This window comes from Acinetobacter sp. 1542444 (genome assembly GCF_000581835.1).
Taxonomy (GTDB): Bacteria; Pseudomonadota; Gammaproteobacteria; order Pseudomonadales; family Moraxellaceae; genus Acinetobacter; species Acinetobacter pittii.
Window position 1 is genome coordinate 143,260 of sequence record NZ_JEYA01000006.1, and the last position, 15,766, is coordinate 159,025.

A 15,766-nucleotide genomic window follows, 5' to 3' on the forward strand; every position below is an offset into this window, starting at 1 on the left:
GGTAGCAAATAGCGTATGTGGTTTACTCGAATCAGTGTGAAATACCCCGTTTTTACCATTATGATGATGCTCAGCTTAATGGTACTCGGGTTGGCCTCTTGGAAACGTATGACTGTCGAAGAGTTTCCAAATATAGATTTCCCATTCGTAGTGGTCACTACGCAATATGCGGGTGCGTCGCCTGAAGCGGTTGAGTCAGATATTACAAAAAAACTTGAAGATCAAATCAATACAATTTCAGGAATTAAACAGATTACCTCACGCTCAAGTGAAGGCCTTTCAATGGTGATTGCCGAGTTTAATCTTGATACTTCTTCGGCGATTGCTGCTCAGGATGTTCGTGACAAAATTGCACCCGTCACAGCGCAGTTCCGTGATGAAATTGATACACCGATTGTGCAACGCTATGACCCCTCTTCTAGCCCAATCATGTCAGTCGTATTTGAATCAAACAGCATGAGTTTGGCGCAATTAAGTTCGTATGTAGATAAAAAAATCGTACCTCAGCTTAAAACGGTTTCGGGTGTCGGTAATGTGAATTTATTGGGCGACGCTAAACGGCAAATACGAATAAAGGTTATTCCTGCACAATTGCAAAGCTACGGCATTGGTATTGATCAGGTCATTAACACGCTAAAAAATGAAAATATTGAAGTGCCTGCAGGGACCTTACAGCAAAAAAATTCTGAACTGGTTGTACAGATTCAATCAAAAGTTATTCATCCCCTTGCATTTGGTGATTTGGTCATTGCCAATAAAAATGGTTCACCCATTTTTTTAAAGCAAGTGGCAACTGTTGAGGACACACAAGCCGAACTACAATCGAGTGCCTTTTATAATGGAAGAACTGCGGTCTCAGTCGATATCTTAAAAAGTTCCGATGCCAATGTAATTAAAGTCGTCGATCAGACTTATCAAACGTTAGAGAAATTAAAAGATCAAATGCCTGCGGGTTTAGATTACAAAGTCGTAGCTGATAGCTCTAAAGGTATTCGCGCTTCAATCAAAGATGTTGTTCGAACCATTATTGAAGGTGCTGCTTTAGCAGTTCTCATTGTTTTACTCTTTTTAGGCTCTTTCCGCTCTACAGTTATTACTGGTTTAACCTTACCGATTACTTTGCTCGGAACCTTAACTTTTATTTGGGCATTTGGGTTTAGCATTAACATGATGACGCTGTTAGCTTTATCACTCAGTATTGGTTTACTCATTGATGACGCAATTGTAGTTCGCGAAAATATCGTCCGACATACTGAACTGGGCAAAGACCATGTGACCGCTGCTCTTGAAGGGACAAAAGAAATTGGTTTAGCTGTACTCGCAACCACGCTTACTATTGTCGCAGTCTTTCTACCCGTAGCCTTTATGGGTGGTCTGATTGGACGCTTCTTTTATCAATTTGGTGTAACTGTCAGTACGGCTGTTTTAATTTCAATGTTTATTAGCTTTACGCTTGATCCAATGCTTTCAGCTCATTGGAAAGATCCTGTAAAGAAAAAAGATAATTGGCTACAACGTTTTTTTAACCATATTTCTAATTTGCTAGATCGGCTTACTCATGTTTATGAAAAGCTATTAAAGCTTGCTCTACGCTTTCGTTTTATTACCGTCATCGTTGCAATCGCTTCATTATTTGCTGCATTAGGACTATCTAAACTCATCGGTACCGAATTTGTACCTACACCAGATAAAGGTGAAGTCCGTATCCAGTTCGAGACTCCTGTAGATTCTTCTTTAGAATATACCCAAGCCAAATTACATCAGGTCGATCAAATTATTAGACAATTCCCCGATGTGGTTTCTACTTATGGCGTGGTTAACAGTGAAGTAGACTCTGGTAAAAATCATGCTGGTTTAGGGGTGACCTTAAAACCGAAACAAGAACGTAGCTCAGATCTGAATACTCTCAACAATGAGTTCCGTGATCGTTTGCAAACTGTAGCGGGTATTCGAGTGACCTCTGTTGCCGCAGCACAAGACTCTGTCTCTGGCGGACAAAAGCCAATCATGATTTCTATTAAAGGATCTGACCTAAATGAACTACAGAAAATTTCAGATCGCTTTATTGCTGAAATGGAAAAAATTAAAGGCGTAGTTGATTTAGAAAGCTCATTGAAAGAACCTAAACCGACTTTAGGTGTTCATATTAATCGCGTGCTAGCAAGTGATTTGGGCTTATCTGTTTCCCAAATTGCGAATGCCATTAGACCATTAATTGCGGGCGATAATGTCACCACTTGGGAAGACCGCGACGGCGAAACTTATGATGTAAATTTACGTTTAAATGAAAATAAACGTATGCTTCCGCAAGATGTTCAAAATTTATATATCAACTCTAATAAAACCAATGCAGCTGGACAAAATATATTAGTTCCATTGAGTGCCGTCGCAACGACCGAAGAAAAGCTTGGGGCTTCGCAAATTAACAGACGTGATCTTGAACGTGAGGTTCTTATTGAAGCAAATACCTCAGGTCGCCCGAGTGGAGATATTGGTCAAGACATCGACAAAATGCAAAAGGCGTTTAAGCTACCTGCAGGCTATACATTTGATACTCAAGGAGCAAACGCCGATATGGCTGAATCTGCGGGATACGCATTAACAGCCATTACCCTATCGATTGTATTTATTTATATCGTGTTAGGTTCTCAGTTTAATAGCTTTATTCATCCCGCAGCAATTATGGCGTCTTTACCTTTGTCATTGATTGGTGTTTTTCTTGCCCTATTCTTGTTCCAAAGCACCCTAAATCTGTTTTCGATTATTGGTATTATCATGCTGATGGGACTTGTCACTAAAAATGCGATTTTGCTGATCGATTTTATTAAGAAAGCGATGGATCAGGGTGTGAGCCGTTATGACGCTATTTTACAAGCTGGTAAGACCCGTTTACGTCCAATTTTGATGACCACAAGTGCTATGGTGATGGGGATGGTTCCCTTAGCTTTAGGTCTCGGCGAAGGCGGTGAGCAAAGCGCACCAATGGCTCATGCGGTTATTGGTGGTGTGATAACCTCTACTCTGTTGACTCTTGTGGTTGTACCCGTCATTTTCACTTATCTGGATGACTTGAAAAACTTTATGCTGCGTCAAACACGACGATTCATGTCATAATGCAGCGATTATCGTATAATCTGCGTTTTTATAACGCTTAACTTTTAGGACTTTTTCCATGCGCGCAAGCCGCTTTTTATTTGCAACGTTGAGAGAAACCCCAAATGATGCTGAAGTGATTTCACACCAGCTCATGTTACGTGCGGGGATGATTCGTAAATTGGCATCTGGTTTATATACATGGCTGCCGATGGGAACACGTGTGCTTAAAAAAGTAGATGCGATTGTTCGTGAAGAAATGAACCGTTCAGGCGCAATGGAAGTATTCATGCCCGTGACTCAACCCGCAAGTCTTTGGGAAGAATCAGGTCGATATGAACAATATGGCCCTGAGTTATTACGTTTTAAAGATCGTCATACGAACCCATTTGTACTTGGGCCAACGCATGAAGAAGTTATTACTGATATGGCGCGTAACGAATTAAAAAGTTATAAGCAGCTTCCTGTAAATTTCTATCAAATTCAAACTAAATTCCGTGATGAAATCCGTCCACGTTTTGGTGTAATGCGTTCACGTGAGTTCATCATGAAAGATGCTTATTCTTTCCATGCAACTCAAGAATCATTACAAGAAACTTATGATGTGATGTACGACACTTATAGCCGTATTTTCACTCGTTTAGGTTTAGATTTCCGTCCTGTACAAGCTGATACAGGTTCTATCGGTGGTTCAGCTTCCCACGAATTCCACGTATTGGCTGCTAGTGGTGAAGATGACATCGCATTTTCAACTGAATCTGATTATGCAGCAAACGTTGAAATGGCTGAGGCTGTTTTGGTGGGTGAACGCGCAGCACCGACACAAGAATTTAAATTGGTTGAAACGCCAAACCAAAAAACGATTGATGATGTCTGCCAATTCTTAAATGCTGATCCAAAGCAATCTGTTAAAGCATTATTGGTTCAAGGCATTGCTGATGAAAAAGGTAATGTTCCTGTCGTTGCTCTATTTGTACGTGGTGACCACGAACTTAATGAGATTAAAGCTGAGAAGCATCCTTTAGTTGCTGCGCCTCTTACTTTTGCAACTGAAGAACAACTTCAAGCATTTGGTTTAACTGCTGGCTTTACAGGTCCACAAGGTTTAGTCGAAAAAGGCTTAACCGTAATTGTTGACCGTGCTGCATCGGTTCTTTCTGACTTCGTTGCTGGTGCAAATGAAGCGGACAAACATGCGGTTGGCGTAAACTGGGAACGTGATGCGCAAATTAGCGAAATTTTTGACTTACGTAATGTGGTTGAAGGCGATCCATCTCCAGATGGCAAAGGTACACTACAAATTAAACGTGGTATCGAAGTAGGTCATATTTTCCAGCTAGGTACTAAATACTCTGAAGCTTTAGGCTGTAAAGTTCTAGGTGAAGATGGCAAACCATTTACAGTAACTATGGGATGCTACGGTATTGGTGTAACTCGTGTTGTTGCAGCTGCAATTGAACAAAACTACGACGACAAAGGTATTATCTGGCCTCAAGCCATTGCACCTTTTGAAATTGCAATTGTTCCAATGAATGCGCACAAATCACCACGTACTCTTGAAGCAGCAGAGTCTCTGTATGCAGAACTTCAAGCTCAAGGTTTTGATGTATTACTTGATGATCGTAACGAACGCCCAGGCGTTAAATTCTCTGACCTTGAATTAATGGGTATTCCGCACCGTATTGTGATTGGTGAAAAAGGTCTTGATGCGGGTACTTTTGAATATAAAGGCCGTCGCGATGCTGAAGCGAGCAATTTAACTAAAGAAGAACTTTTAGTTAAGTTAGCGCGTTAATAAATACCTAAATAAAAAAGCAGCTTTTCGAAGCTGCTTTTTTTAACTCAATTTTTATGCCTGAACCGTTAAGTCCTTAACAGTCGTTGATGAACCATTGTTTTTAACCGACTCAATTCCTTTATCTCGTGAAGCTTCACTCGCATAAAACTGACTCGTACCAATAATCTGATGATTTGCAGCTTTCAAATTGAAATAAGGTTTCCCATTCTTTGCAGTTAAACGCTCATATCGGGCGTCATCACCACTGTTTTTCTGAATTGACTCAATACCATTTACAGCAGAGGCTTTTGCCTTATATAGCTCGCTATTTAAAATAGGCTCACCATTTCCTGCCTTTAAGATAAAGCGATATTGTCCATCCCTCGCTTGTGAAATTTCGTACCATCCTGCCATAAAAACCTCATTTTTTTGTTGGTGTGGGTATGACTTTCGTTATTATTCTGGACGAAAGTTATTTGTTATTAATGACAATATAAAGGCGTAAATATCCCTTGAACAGTCCATTTTTTATACTTTTTCGTAATAAAATTATAATGATGTTAGGAATTTAAAAAGCAGAGATATAAACGTATATCTCTGCTGAAATGTAATAATAATTAACAGTTTAAGCTTTTTTTACAAATTCAGATTTAAGTTTCATCTGACCAATACCATCAATTTTGCAATCAATATTGTGGCCATCACTTGCATCTGGAACTAAACGAATCGTTTTTACCTTTGTCCCTACTTTAACGACTGAAGAAGAGCCTTTAATTTTTAAGTCTTTAATTACAGTGACGCTATCACCGTCTGCCAAGACATTTCCATTTGCATCTTTAATAATTTCTTGTTCTTCAGTTGCTGATGCTTCTCCTTCTTTCCACTCATGTGAACATTCAGGACAAATCAATAAGTCGCCATCTTGGTAAGTATATTCTGATTGGCATTTTGGGCAGTTTGGCAATGACATGAAAAAAATCTCAAAAAGTATATTATGCGAGATATGACTCATTTTTTAAAGTTTTAAATAATAGACTTTTACCAAAAAAAAATTTATATATTCATTTTAAGTTTTTACTTAATAAATATTCTTTCAAAATAATTGCATGGTTATTTTCAACATCTTTTGCTGAATATAAAAGCGTAACTGTATGTTTTGCTATGATGTGTTGTAGCTCTTCAACGGCGGAATTGGTTTCAAGCTCTTTTAAATAACGCTGTTTAAACTCTTGCCAATGATCTGGCGTTGCAGCATGAAACCATTTTCTAAGTTCTGTCGAGGGTGCTATTTCTTTTAGCCACAAATCCAAATGAGCATTTTCCTTACTAATTCCCCTACTCCATAAACGGTCAACCAAAATTCGCTTTCCATCACTGGGCTCAGCAGTTTCATAAATTCTTTTAATATGTATATCCATTTCTGACACCTACTCAGCTCAATCTAAATATCATTGGCTTAATCATCACATTGATTTGCCTTCCTCTACAATCTAAATCTTTTGTGCTAAATATTGTCTCAATTTGCCATTACTGATTAATTCAGGCATATAAATTGCTTTTGAATTTTTCATTATTTTATCAAATGGTAAAAAATGAAATATTATATTTATCCGTGTTCATCTCAAAAAGATGCCCCTTATTTGATTTTCTCATCTGGGTTAGGTGGTCATGCTAGTTTTTGGAGCCCACAACTTGAATCGTTGAGTACGCATTTCAACATTGTGACTTATGACCAAGAAGGCTGTCATCAAGACAGTGCTTTATTACCTTCACATTACCATATGTGTGACATGGCCAATCAAGTACTACATTTATTAGAACATCTTCAAATTCATGAATTCCATATGATCGGGCATGCTTTGGGTGGCATCATCGGAATGGAACTCGCAAAGCAACTACAATCTAGCTCAATTACCATGCTCAGCCTGACACTGATTAATGCGTGGGATGAGCTAGATGCCCATACACAAAAATGTTTTGATGCCCGTATCGCATTATTAGCGTCAGCAGGTGCTGAAGCCTATGTGCGTGCACAGGCATTATTTTTGTATCCTCCAGCATGGATTTCTCAGAATCATAGCCACATTAAAAGTACCGAAGATATTCAGCTCCAAGGTTTTCCGCCCAAGACAAATGTATTTGCACGACTCAAAGCATTGATGCGCTTTCAATTACAATCAGAGCACGTACAAGCACTACAAGACACTGCAATTCATATCGTTGCCAATCAAGATGATTTTTTAGTTCCAGCACATAAATCACAAGATCTTTTTACCAAACTTGGTCATGGTCAACTCTGCATTTTACCCTCTGGTGCCCATGCTTCCACAGTGATCGAATCTCAACAACTAAATCAAACTTTCATTCAATTTTTCCATAGCATTAAGGCCTTATCATGAATGCAAAAACATTAAATATGTTAGATCAACTCTTTTTAGAAGCTAGAACCCACAGCACGTGGTTAGATAAAGCCGTCAGCCCCGAGCAAATTCAACAAATTTATGATCTGGTCAAAATGGCACCGACTTCTGCCAACTGTAGTCCTGCTCGTTTTGTATTTTTAACAACCCCTGAAGCTAAACAAAAACTCAAGCCAGCATTGTCGTCTGGCAATGTAGAAAAGACGATAACAGCTCCTGTCACTGTTTTGGTTGCAACCGATGCAAGATTTTATGACAAACTGCCAGAACTATTTCCGTATGCCGATGCAAAATCATGGTTTACATCAAGTGATGCCGTAGCACATGAAACTGCCTTTCGTAATAGTTCATTGCAAGCTGCATATTTAATTATGGCATGCCGTAGTTTAGGTTTAGATACGGGTCCAATGTCTGGTTTTGATGCGAAACAAGTTGATGAGCTATTTTTTGCAGGGACAAATCATCATATTAATCTCATCATTAACATCGGCTATGGCGACCCTCAGAAAGTTTATACACGCCTTCCTCGTTTAAATTTTGAAGAGGCTTGTCGAGTGGAATGAGTTAAGTCCATAACACCCTCTTCAATCTCAAAAGAGAAATACTTTAGTCCTACACGGCGACTTCAATGTCGCCTTTTTTTGTTCTGCTGTTTTATAAAATTGGATGTAATACACACTCCAAAAGTAAAATTGATCAAATGATGCACAATGAAGCAAGTTAGTTCCTCCTTGGTGCACAATCGCATTATTTTTTACCATTTGATAAAAATTATACCAAACAATAAACTCAATACATTGATAAATATATAAATATTAAAGTTGGCACGCGCTATGCATTATTAAAAATACAAACAAATACTGAAAATTATATCGTTTATAGCTTTCAGTTCGACTTCCTAAACTCACGATGGGGAATCAAGATGAAGATCGGCGTTTTTTGTCCAATTGGAAATAATGGCTGGCTGCTTTCAGAAAATGCACCGCAATATAAACCTACCTTTGAATTAAACAAACAAATTGTACAGCGTGCTGAACACTACGGTTTTGACTTTGCCCTTTCCATGATTAAGTTACGTGGTTTTGGCGGAAAAACTGAGTTTTGGGACTATAACCTGGAAACATTTACCCTCATGGCAGGTCTCGCCGCTGTCACCAGTAAAATCCAAATTTATGCAACCGCTGCAACACTAGTCATGCCTCCTGCAATTGTGGCACGTATGGCATCGACCATAGATTCGATTTCCAACGGTCGCTTTGGACTAAACGTCGTGACGGGATGGCAAATGCCTGAATATTCCCAAATGGGTATGTGGCCTGGCGATGAATATTTTGCTAAGCGCTATGACTACTTATCTGAGTATGTCGAAGTTTTGCGTGAACTTTGGGCAACCGGAAAATCAGACCTAAAAGGCGAGTTCTTCCAGATGAATGATTGTCAGGTCAAACCACAGCCTCAAGCTGATATGAAAATTATCTGTGCAGGACAATCAGATGCTGGTTTAGCTTTTTCCGCAAAATATGCTGACTACAACTTTGTTTTCGGAAAAGGTTTAAACACACCGACAGCGTATGCCGAAATTAATGATCGTTTAAAAGCTCAAACTGACAAAACTGGACGCAATGTACAGACCTATGTGTTGTTTATGGTAATTACTGCCGAAACAGATGAAGCTGCAATGCAGAAGTGGCAACACTATAACGACGGTGCGGACATGGAAGCTATCCGTTGGTTACAAGACCAAGGTGCAAAAGATAAAGTGTCTGGCACTGACACCAATATTCGCCACATGGCCTCTAGCGTTTCTCCCGTCAATATCAATATGGGCACCATTGTTGGCTCTTTTAAAAATGTCGCAAAAATGCTCGATCAAATTTCCGAGATTAAAGGGACAGAGGGAATTTTGTTGACCTTTGATGACTTTTTACAAGGCGTAGAAGATTTTGGTCAACGCATTCAACCGCTCATGAAATGTCGTGAAAGTGTCGTTACCGAACTGGCAGAGCAAGCCGAACCAACTGTTTTGGAGAAAAGCGCATGAATGAAATGTCTAATATTGTATGTGCAGAATTCACGGCACAGATTGGTACAGGCAAAGTGTTGAAAGCCGAACCTGAACATATTCAATTAGCACCAGAACAAACTGCGCTTATTGTGATTGATATGCAAAATGCCTACACCTCTTTAGGTGGGTATTTAGATTTAGCAGGTTTTGATGTCTCAAAGACTAAACCCGTAGTCGAAAATATTAAAAAGGCGATTGATGCTGCACACAGTGCAGGGATTCAGGTCATCTATTTTCAAAATGGCTGGGATAAAAACTACGTCGAAGCTGGTGGTCTAGGCTCACCAAATTTTCATAAATCCAATGCCTTAAAAACCATGCGTAAATGCCCCGAATTACAAGGCCAACTTTTATCTAAAGGCGGTTGGGACTTTGCTTTAATTGATGAGTTACAACCTCTTCCACAAGACATCATTATTGAAAAGCCACGTTATAGCGGTTTCTTTAACACAGCGCTCGACAGCATTTTACGTGCTCGTGGCATTCGTAATTTGGTCTTTGTAGGCATTGCCACCAATGTCTGTGTCGAGTCGACCTTACGTGATGGTTTCTTTTTGGAATATTTCGGTGTTGCACTTAAAGATGCTTGCTATCAAGCCGGACCTCAAGAGGCTCATGACGCAGCCCTATATAACATTAAAACTTTTTTTGGCTGGGTATCTGACACCAATAGTTTTATTGAAACCTTTAGTTCGGCATCAACATTGCTACAGCAATCTGCCTAATTCATACATTTAATTTTATCTAAATTTTTTGATTTGGAGCATCTTATGTCTAAACAAGTTGTTATTCCTGAAGGAACATCGGCACCACTTGCACCCTATGTTCCTGCAACCAAAGCAGACAATATTGTGTATGTCTCAGGCACATTGGCTTTTGATGAAAATAATAATGTGGTCTGTATTGGTGATGCCGCAGGACAGACTCGCCATATTTTAGAAACGATCAAAAAAGTGATTGAAACTGCGGGCGGTACCATGGGTGACGTAACGTTCAATTCCATTTTCATTAAAGATTGGGCGGACTATAGCGCAGTAAATACGGTATATGCAGAATATTTTCCGGGTGACAAACCTGCTCGCTTTTGTATCCAGTGCGGCTTGGTAAAACCCGATGCCTTAATTGAAATTGCATCGATTGCCCATGTGGGATAAACGATGTCACTGATAAAAACCTTCAGCATCATAACTGATGTGATGTTTTAGCCTCGATTCATTGTAATGATCATGCATTGGGGTTGGAGAGCAATCATGCAAAAAAGAGAAGAGAAACAGGTTTTAACTCCATCTGCTATTCAGCAGGCTCAAACATGCTCAACACACTTAGAAGTAGATCAGCATACTTTTAGACAAGGCATGACCAATCTTGGAGCAGCAGTGAATGTCATCACGACAGATGGACCTGCGGGACAGGCTGGCTTTACAGCCTCCGCTGTATGTAGCGTAACCGATACACCACCGACACTATTGGTTTGTCTCAATCGCTCAGCATCTGTGTTTAATACTTTTAAACAAAACGAGGTGCTTTGTGTCAATACTTTAGCTGCCCATCAAAGTACGCTATCTACAATATTCGGCGGAAAAACACCAATGTCAGAACGCTTTGCTCATGGGGAATGGAGCAAGCTAATCACTGGTTCTCCGATTTTGAATGAGGCCTTGGTGTCATTTGATTGTGAAATTGTACAAAGCATGAGTATCGGTAGTCATGATGTCTTGTTTTGTGCGGTCAAAGCAATGAAACACCAAAGTGGACTTAATGCACTTATGTACTTCAACCGCAATTATTGCGAATTACAAACAGCATGCTAATGCAGATAAAAAATGAAAAAGAGGATCTGTTATGCGAACAAAAGAATCTTGGTTTCCTAAATTTAAGCCGCACACAGGTAATTTAGAAACTCCCGTACAAATTGATGAATATCTCCCTCCCGGTAAAAGTATTGTTTTGGGGTTACAACATGCTTTTGCTATGTTCGGAGCAACTGTTTTAGCTCCGTTACTCATGGGCTTTGATCCGAACCTCACCATTTTTATTACTGGTATTGGCACCATCTTGTTCTTTTTAATTACAGGTGGGCGTATGCCTAGCTATCTCGGATCAAGCTTCGCCTTTATTGGCGCAGTCGCAGCAGCAACAGGCTATGCAGGGGTCGGATCAAATCCAAATTTAGCTGTGGCGCTGGGCGGTACAATCATTTGCGGTTTGATTTATGCATGCATCGGTTTAATTGTAATGAAAACTGGAACTGCATGGATTGAAAAACTCATGCCCCCCGTGGTCACTGGTGCAATTGTCATGATTATTGGTTTAAACCTTGCACCTGTAACAATTAAAAGTGTTTCGACAAATAGCTTTGACACGTGGATGGCAGTCATTACCATTTTATGCATTAGTGCCGTTGCTGTTTTTACAAGAGGTATGATTCGCCGCCTTTTATTACTCATCGGGCTCATCAGTGCTTATTTTATTTATTTTCTACTCACCAATATCTTAGGGTTAGGCAAACCCATCGATTTTAATGCAATCAGTCAAGCTGCATGGTTTGGCCTACCCACTTTTCACTCACCTGTTTTTAATGCCAAAGCTATTTTATTGATTGCACCTGTTGCGCTTATTTTAGTCGCTGAAAACTTGGGACATTTTAAAGCGGTTTCTGCCATGACAGAACGTAATTTATCGCCATATATGGGGCGTGCTTTTTTTGCAGATGGTATCTGTACAAGTTTATCAGCTTCTGTTGGTGGTACAGGGATGACGACTTATGCTGAAAATATTGGAGTAATGGCTGTAACTAAAGTCTATTCAACGACTATTTTTGTGATTGCGGGACTATTTGCAATTCTACTCGGTCTATCTCCTAAATTTGGAGCAATCATTAGTACCATCCCTGTTGCTCTATTAGGCGGTGCGTCCATTGTTGTCTTTGGCTTAATTACTGTAGCTGGAGCAAAAATTTGGATCGATAACAAAGTTGATTTCACCAAAAATAGTACTTTAATCATTGCAGCAGTCAGCCTGATTATGGGTGCTGGTAATTTAAGTCTACATATTGGGCCATTTGACCTAGGGGGTATTGGAACTGCGACACTTGCAGCAATTGTGCTTAACCTATTACTCAACAGAACGGAAAAATCCGAAAGCCAATCTATTGAAAAATCAGTAGAACCGCTTAATTCTGTCCCACATCTCTAGTTCTGGAGAAACTCCTTGATTCAAAGTGTTTCATTTATCGGTTTAGGTGCAATGGGATGGCACATGGCTTCCCATTTAACCCAAGTATGCAGCCAAGTCTATGTTTGGAATCGTACTTTTGCTAAAGCAAAGCAACATGAACAAACCTTTGGTACGCAGGCTGTAGACCTGACACAAGCTCTACAAGCAGATATTATCTTTTCATGCCTACCGACTAGCCAAGATGTAGAAAATTTAATTGCGGATTCTCAACTAAAACAAGGCTGTATTTGGGTGGATTGCACTAGCGGTGTGCCAGAGACTGCAAGAAAACTCAGCCAACAGCTCAAAGTAAATGGAGTTGATTATTTAGATGCACCAGTTTCAGGACAAACGATTGGAGCTGAACGAGGAACTCTCACGGTAATGGTCGGAGGTGACGAGTCTGCTTTTAAAAGAGCAAAACCAATCATTCAAGCATTTGCTAATTTAGTTGAATATGTCGGCGAAAGTGGTGCTGCCTTTGCAGTAAAAGCCATCAATAACACATTAATGGCAACACATCTTTGGGCGTTGGCAGAGGGATTAAGTATCCTTAAATCTCAAGGCGTAAATTTACACTCCGCAATGAACTGTATTAACCACTCTAGTGGCAAAAGTAATGTTTCAGAACACATCATGATGCAACGTGTTTTAAACCGCAAATTTGAAAAAACTTTTGCATTAGATTTATTACAAAAGGATATTGGAATTGCACTAAATCTCGTTACTCAAAATAATTTGGAACTTCCAGCTTTTAGTCTTATTCAGCAACAGTTTAATCAGGTTTCCAAACCCGATGCACAACAAGTCGATTTTTCAGCCATAGTTAAGCTATTGGAACAACAAAACCAATTAGAACTATGTTAAGAGTAGGTCATACGACCTACTCTTTTTTATAAGAAAAGCAGAGTAACTTTATTGATCTGGAATTTCAGCTTCAATCAATAAGGTAAGCAAAGATAGGGATTCTTGCCACCCTAAATAACAAGCTTCTACAGGAATAACTTCCGGTATTCCTTCTTGCGTAATATGCACTTCTGTACCTACCAATACGCTTTTTAATGTAATAGTAACCTGCATAGTCCCAGGTAAATTTGGATCATCGAATTGATCGTTGTAGCGAATTAGTTCATTTGGAACTAATTCCACATATGTTCCGCCAAAAGCATGGGTTGAACCTGTTGAAAAATTGGTAAAACTCATTTTGTATAAGCCACCAACATTTGCATCAAAACTATGAACTTTCGCAGTAAAACCGTGGGGCGGTAACCACTTGACTAAAGCATCTGGATCTAAAAATGCACGATAGACTCGCTCGGCTGGTGCCTTAAATACGCGATGAAATTTCACTGTACCTGTTGCCATCATATTCTCCTTATTTTAATTTCCTTAAAATTATTGAAATTATGGCTATTAGCTTAAACCTTCCGATTTATCCGAACGTATATTTTTGGTGTTTTTTTAAACAAAAAAGCCAACTTAAGGACAAAATCAAATTACGAAAACTATGGCTGATTTTTTAGTAAAAATGGAGCAAAATAGTCAGCAATCATAAAGAAACATATTGAATTTGAGATTAATCATGAGTCTGCTCGCTTTCTCCTCATATGCTTTAAACGGTGTAGATGCACAAAAGTTTTTACAAGGCCAAGTTACTGTAGATACTGAACGTTTAGCTGAAAATGAAACTCGCTATACAGCTATTTGTGATCTTAAAGGTCGTATTCACTTTGGCTTATGGCTAAAGAAGATTAATCCTGAAAGTTTTGAAATTGTAGTTACTCAAGATCAAGCTGAAGAGTTTGCCAAACATATTAAAAAGTATGGTGCCTTTTCAAAAATGACCTTAAGTGAACAAGGCATTGTGTTCCCAAAAGTTGTGAATCATCAAACTGAATTCACTACTGTTGAAACTGATATTTCAGAATGGCAAAAACAAGCTATTATGACTGGTCAAGCTTGGATTACACAGGCAACTGAACATGAATTCCAGCCACAAGAATTACGTTTACATCAACGTGAAGGTGTAAATTACGATAAAGGTTGTTACTTAGGTCAGGAAATTGTGGCGCGTCTTTGGTTTAAAGCAAAACCAAAACACTGGTTACATCTCGTACAAGGTACAGGTGAAGCACCTGCGTCAGCAACTCAATTAAATAACGATGTTGAAGTCGTTAATAGTATTGCAAATGATCAAGGTTATCTTGCTTTAGTTGTTGCGAAACCTGCTTCTCTACAAGAGTTAGGGCTTCAAGTTCTTGAGTTACCTGAAGCTTTAAGTGGCGACGTTGCAAGACCACAATAATAATTTTTATTAGTCCAAACTGCCCACTGCTAAGTTAGTGGGCTTTTTTATAGATACAAAACACTAATGATTTCATTAGATTAGAACGTCAATTTTTTAAGCTTTATATGCCATCATTAGCCCTGTTGAAATTAAAGAGAAAAAAGATGAAAACTAAACTTGCTACGCTCATGTTGAGTCTGGCTATTTTCGGTTCTGCTCATGCTGATGTTAAAACACTTGAACAAAATCTTAAGACGAATTATCCGGATTTGCCTATAAAAGGTGTTTATCAATCGCCTGTGCAAGGTATTTATGAAGTCTATACAAGCGGCCGCATTGTTTATACTAATCAAGATGCGAAGTACTTTTTTGTTGGTAATTTAGTCGACATCAAACAACAAAAAAACATGACTGAAGAACGTATTGCCGAATTGGGCAAGATTGACGTTAAAAGTTTGCCATTAAATCAGGCGATTAAATATGTAAAAGGTAAAGGCGAACGTACGCTCTATGTCTTTAGTGACCCAGATTGCCCATATTGCCAGCGCCTAGAACAAAATATGGTTGGGGTTGATAACGTAACCGTATATGTGTTCCTTTATCCTCTTACTAGTTTGCATCCAAATGCTGAAAAAGTTTCAAATCAAATCTGGTGTTCAAAAAATCCGGCAGAAGCTTGGACAAACTATATGCTTAATCGCAAATTGCCGACTAATAGCAAAAGTTGCTCAAGCCCAATTCAGAAAAATATTGCTTTAGGTCAAAAATTAAATATCGATGGAACACCTACCCTGTTTTTGCAAGATGGCCAAAGACTCTCTGGTGTACCAAGTGATGCCAAGCAAATCGAAGCATTACTTCAGTCAGCAAAATAATAATATTACCCACTGCATTATATGAATGTGAGT

Annotated in this window: 17 protein-coding genes; 13 read left to right on the forward strand and 4 right to left on the reverse strand. The window is 39.1% G+C overall.

Annotated features, from left to right (window positions below):
- Window positions 1-15 precede the first annotated feature (15 nt).
- Window positions 16-3,114 (forward strand): efflux RND transporter permease subunit, encoded by a 3,099-nt coding sequence (locus tag J580_RS19840; protein ID WP_002116481.1) that lies wholly within the window; start codon window positions 16-18, stop codon window positions 3,112-3,114.
- A gap of 58 nt (window positions 3,115-3,172) precedes the next feature.
- Window positions 3,173-4,888, forward strand: coding sequence for a proline--tRNA ligase (locus tag J580_RS19845; protein ID WP_032005450.1), 1,716 nt, complete (start codon window positions 3,173-3,175; stop codon window positions 4,886-4,888).
- A gap of 54 nt (window positions 4,889-4,942) precedes the next feature.
- On the opposite strand, the gene J580_RS19850 is transcribed toward J580_RS19845, so the two are convergent.
- The 3 genes from J580_RS19850 to J580_RS19860 all read right to left on the reverse strand — a co-directional run bounded on the left by J580_RS19850 (window position 4,943) and on the right by J580_RS19860 (window position 6,288).
- Window positions 4,943-5,284: a YegP family protein gene (locus tag J580_RS19850; RefSeq protein ID WP_032005452.1), complete on the reverse strand. Its 342-nt coding sequence runs from the start codon at window positions 5,282-5,284 to the stop codon at window positions 4,943-4,945.
- Between the two features lie 211 nt (window positions 5,285-5,495).
- A complete protein-coding gene (locus J580_RS19855) occupies window positions 5,496-5,840 on the reverse strand; it encodes a zinc ribbon domain-containing protein YjdM (RefSeq protein WP_002116259.1) in 345 nt (114 codons plus the stop codon).
- Window positions 5,841-5,931: 91 nt separating this feature from the next.
- On the reverse strand, window positions 5,932-6,288 hold the full coding sequence (locus tag J580_RS19860) for a DUF488 domain-containing protein (protein WP_032005454.1): 357 nt from the start codon (window positions 6,286-6,288) through the stop codon (window positions 5,932-5,934).
- Window positions 6,289-6,462: 174 nt separating this feature from the next.
- On the opposite strand from J580_RS19860, the gene rutD reads away from it, so the two are divergent.
- From rutD to J580_RS19900, 8 genes are all read left to right on the forward strand, one after another.
- Window positions 6,463-7,269 (forward strand): pyrimidine utilization protein D, encoded by an 807-nt coding sequence (gene rutD / locus J580_RS19865; RefSeq protein WP_032005456.1) that lies wholly within the window; start codon window positions 6,463-6,465, stop codon window positions 7,267-7,269.
- Window positions 7,266-7,853, forward strand: coding sequence for a malonic semialdehyde reductase (locus J580_RS19870; RefSeq protein ID WP_032005458.1), 588 nt, complete (start codon window positions 7,266-7,268; stop codon window positions 7,851-7,853). Before rutD ends, J580_RS19870 begins: the two co-directional genes overlap by 4 nt.
- Window positions 7,854-8,212: 359 nt before the next feature.
- Window positions 8,213-9,331 (forward strand): pyrimidine utilization protein A, encoded by a 1,119-nt coding sequence (gene rutA, locus J580_RS19875; protein ID WP_032005460.1) that lies wholly within the window; start codon window positions 8,213-8,215, stop codon window positions 9,329-9,331.
- Window positions 9,328-10,080 carry a pyrimidine utilization protein B gene (gene rutB / locus J580_RS19880; RefSeq protein WP_032005462.1) on the forward strand — a complete coding sequence of 251 codons (753 nt, stop codon included), beginning with the start codon at window positions 9,328-9,330 and terminating at the stop codon, window positions 10,078-10,080. Before rutA ends, rutB begins: the two co-directional genes overlap by 4 nt.
- 45 nt (window positions 10,081-10,125) lie before the next feature.
- Complete coding sequence (gene rutC, locus J580_RS19885) at window positions 10,126-10,509, forward strand: pyrimidine utilization protein C (protein ID WP_017400256.1); 384 nt, start codon at window positions 10,126-10,128, stop codon at window positions 10,507-10,509.
- Between the two features lie 66 nt (window positions 10,510-10,575).
- Window positions 10,576-11,166 carry an NADH-dependent FMN reductase RutF gene (gene rutF / locus J580_RS19890; protein WP_081403726.1) on the forward strand — a complete coding sequence of 197 codons (591 nt, stop codon included), beginning with the start codon at window positions 10,576-10,578 and terminating at the stop codon, window positions 11,164-11,166.
- 31 nt (window positions 11,167-11,197) lie between these two features.
- Window positions 11,198-12,550: a pyrimidine utilization transport protein G gene (gene rutG, locus J580_RS19895; RefSeq protein WP_032005466.1), complete on the forward strand. Its 1,353-nt coding sequence runs from the start codon at window positions 11,198-11,200 to the stop codon at window positions 12,548-12,550.
- 15 nt (window positions 12,551-12,565) lie between these two features.
- Window positions 12,566-13,438 (forward strand): NAD(P)-dependent oxidoreductase, encoded by an 873-nt coding sequence (locus J580_RS19900; protein ID WP_081403727.1) that lies wholly within the window; start codon window positions 12,566-12,568, stop codon window positions 13,436-13,438.
- Between the two features lie 48 nt (window positions 13,439-13,486).
- Here the strand turns inward: J580_RS19900 and J580_RS19905 are convergent, their stop codons facing one another.
- Window positions 13,487-13,939: an SRPBCC family protein gene (locus tag J580_RS19905; protein WP_081403728.1), complete on the reverse strand. Its 453-nt coding sequence runs from the start codon at window positions 13,937-13,939 to the stop codon at window positions 13,487-13,489.
- A gap of 38 nt (window positions 13,940-13,977) precedes the next feature.
- Here J580_RS19905 and J580_RS23370 point away from each other — a divergent pair, with 38 nt between their 5' ends.
- From J580_RS23370 to J580_RS19915, 3 genes are all read left to right on the forward strand, one after another.
- Window positions 13,978-14,094, forward strand: a complete 117-nt coding sequence (locus J580_RS23370; protein WP_081403729.1) for a hypothetical protein — start codon at window positions 13,978-13,980, stop codon at window positions 14,092-14,094.
- Window positions 14,095-14,153: 59 nt separating this feature from the next.
- Complete coding sequence (locus J580_RS19910; RefSeq protein WP_032005472.1) at window positions 14,154-14,876, forward strand: YgfZ/GcvT domain-containing protein; 723 nt, start codon at window positions 14,154-14,156, stop codon at window positions 14,874-14,876.
- A 146-nt stretch (window positions 14,877-15,022) separates the two neighbouring features.
- Window positions 15,023-15,733 carry a DsbC family protein gene (locus J580_RS19915; protein ID WP_032005474.1) on the forward strand — a complete coding sequence of 237 codons (711 nt, stop codon included), beginning with the start codon at window positions 15,023-15,025 and terminating at the stop codon, window positions 15,731-15,733.
- Window positions 15,734-15,766 lie beyond the last annotated feature (33 nt).

Bases quoted from the DNA above. Each gene is read 5' to 3' on its own strand.
- J580_RS19840 (WP_002116481.1), top strand. From the start codon at position 16: ATGTGGTTTACTCGAATCAGTGTGAAATACCCCGTTTTTACCATTATG.
- J580_RS19845 (WP_032005450.1), top strand. From the start codon at position 3,173: ATGCGCGCAAGCCGCTTTTTATTTGCAACGTTGAGAGAAACCCCAAAT.
- J580_RS19850 (WP_032005452.1), bottom strand. From the start codon at position 5,284: ATGGCAGGATGGTACGAAATTTCACAAGCGAGGGATGGACAATATCGC.
- J580_RS19855 (WP_002116259.1), bottom strand. From the start codon at position 5,840: ATGTCATTGCCAAACTGCCCAAAATGCCAATCAGAATATACTTACCAA.
- J580_RS19860 (WP_032005454.1), bottom strand. From the start codon at position 6,288: ATGGATATACATATTAAAAGAATTTATGAAACTGCTGAGCCCAGTGAT.
- rutD (WP_032005456.1), top strand. From the start codon at position 6,463: ATGAAATATTATATTTATCCGTGTTCATCTCAAAAAGATGCCCCTTAT.
- J580_RS19870 (WP_032005458.1), top strand. From the start codon at position 7,266: ATGAATGCAAAAACATTAAATATGTTAGATCAACTCTTTTTAGAAGCT.
- rutA (WP_032005460.1), top strand. From the start codon at position 8,213: ATGAAGATCGGCGTTTTTTGTCCAATTGGAAATAATGGCTGGCTGCTT.
- rutB (WP_032005462.1), top strand. From the start codon at position 9,328: ATGAATGAAATGTCTAATATTGTATGTGCAGAATTCACGGCACAGATT.
- rutC (WP_017400256.1), top strand. From the start codon at position 10,126: ATGTCTAAACAAGTTGTTATTCCTGAAGGAACATCGGCACCACTTGCA.
- rutF (WP_081403726.1), top strand. From the start codon at position 10,576: ATGATCATGCATTGGGGTTGGAGAGCAATCATGCAAAAAAGAGAAGAG.
- rutG (WP_032005466.1), top strand. From the start codon at position 11,198: ATGCGAACAAAAGAATCTTGGTTTCCTAAATTTAAGCCGCACACAGGT.
- J580_RS19905 (WP_081403728.1), bottom strand. From the start codon at position 13,939: ATGATGGCAACAGGTACAGTGAAATTTCATCGCGTATTTAAGGCACCA.
- J580_RS23370 (WP_081403729.1), top strand. From the start codon at position 13,978: ATGGCTATTAGCTTAAACCTTCCGATTTATCCGAACGTATATTTTTGG.
- J580_RS19910 (WP_032005472.1), top strand. From the start codon at position 14,154: ATGAGTCTGCTCGCTTTCTCCTCATATGCTTTAAACGGTGTAGATGCA.
- J580_RS19915 (WP_032005474.1), top strand. From the start codon at position 15,023: ATGAAAACTAAACTTGCTACGCTCATGTTGAGTCTGGCTATTTTCGGT.